Here is a 1,447-nt window from a genome sequence, read left to right on the forward strand (position 1 = left end):
GGTAGATGGGGTATTCGGCTTGCGCCCCTTCTTCAACGGTGATGCAGGAAGGTGCTGCGCTTCGAGCTGATGATAGAACGTGGTCTGTCCAAACAGCCACAAGCATCAGGAAAGGAAGCGCAGCATGAAGCACTTTATCGGCCTCGATGTCGCGGTGAAAGAGACCGCGGTTTGCATTGTCGATGAAACCGGCAGGATCTGCCGCGAGGTGAAGGTCGTCAGCCACTGCGACGATCTCCTCGCCGTTCTGAAGGATCCTGCCTTGAACATTGAACGGGTCGGTCTCGAGGCCGGGCCCATGTCGCAATGGCTTTTCGAGGGGCTGGCGTGCGCCGGGTTGCCGGTCATCTGCATCGAGACGCGTCATGTGAAAGCGTTCCTGAAGGCGCGGCCGAACAAGACCGATCGCAATGACGCGCGCGGCATCGCGCAGATGATGCGAGTCAACCTGTACCGCCCGGTGCATGTGAAGACACTCACGAGCCAGAAGCGGCGGGCACTCTTGACGGCCCGCAAGCTGTTGCAGGGAAAGGCGATCGCCATCGAGAACGACATCCGCGGTCTTCTGCGCAACTTCGGCCTCAAGGTCGGGGTTGTGGGAACAGTGAAGTTCGAGGAGCGGATTTGTGAGCTCGTCGAAGGCATGCCCGATCTCGAAGAGATCATGGGGCCGCTGCTGGCCGCCCGGCGGAAGCTGCGTGCCGAATTTGCTCGCTTGCACAAAAAAGTGCTCACGATCGCCAAGAGTGATGCGACCTGCCGGCGATTGATGACGGTTCCCGGTGTCGGCCCCGTGGTGGCGCTCGGCTATGCCGCGACAATCGACATTCCGCAGCGGTTCAGAAGCTCCAAGGCGGTGGGACCTATCCTGGGACTGACGCCGAAGCTCAACGAGTCCGGGGAAAGCAAGCGCGATGGATGCATATCCCTGTGCGGGGACGGCATGATGCGGACGTTGCTCTATGAGGCTGCCCAAACGCTGATGACTCGCGTGACGAAATGGTCGTGGCTCAAGGCCTGGGCGATGAACGTCGCCAAGCGGCGCGGGATGCGCAAAGCAATTGTCGCGCTCGCACGTCGCCTGGCAGTCGTCATGCATCGCATGTGGCTGGACGGCACCGAGTTCCGCTGGACGAGGGAAACCATGGCGTCAGCCACCTGATCCAGAAGGCCGGAAAGGAGAGAGACAGAGTTCCGCTCGCTGGCGGACGGACGTCCTTCGCAGGACGATGGATGAGGCGAGTTCGCTGAGATACTCGTACTGATTGCAACACGCGATCAAGACGCTTGGTAGATTGTGCCGCCTCATTCTCCTGACCCCATACTGGGAGGGCGAAACGCCGATCCCGAAGAGAAGCAAGGCCCTGCGAAAGACGTCAAAACGCCGGAGACACGCAAAAGCTCGATAGTGATTGACCTCAACACGCCGAATAGAGAAGTGTCTCAG

The 1,447-nt window shown here is 60.1% G+C and carries 2 protein-coding genes; one reads left to right on the forward strand and one right to left on the reverse strand.

Annotation, left to right across the window (positions count from 1 at the left end; genetic code table 11):
- Window positions 1-226: hypothetical protein (locus NKI18_RS33270; protein WP_353022075.1), on the reverse strand; the 226-nt coding region annotated here is incomplete at its 3' end.
- Between NKI18_RS33270 and NKI18_RS33275 the strand changes: the two genes are divergently transcribed.
- On the forward strand, window positions 125-1,162 hold the full coding sequence (locus NKI18_RS33275) for an IS110 family RNA-guided transposase (RefSeq protein ID WP_353022072.1): 1,038 nt from the start codon (window positions 125-127) through the stop codon (window positions 1,160-1,162). The genes NKI18_RS33270 and NKI18_RS33275 overlap by 102 nt on opposite strands.
- The last annotated feature ends 285 nt before the right edge of the window (window positions 1,163-1,447 follow it).

Source organism: Mesorhizobium sp. M0800, assembly GCF_040320095.1.
Lineage (GTDB): Bacteria > Pseudomonadota > Alphaproteobacteria > Rhizobiales > Rhizobiaceae > Mesorhizobium.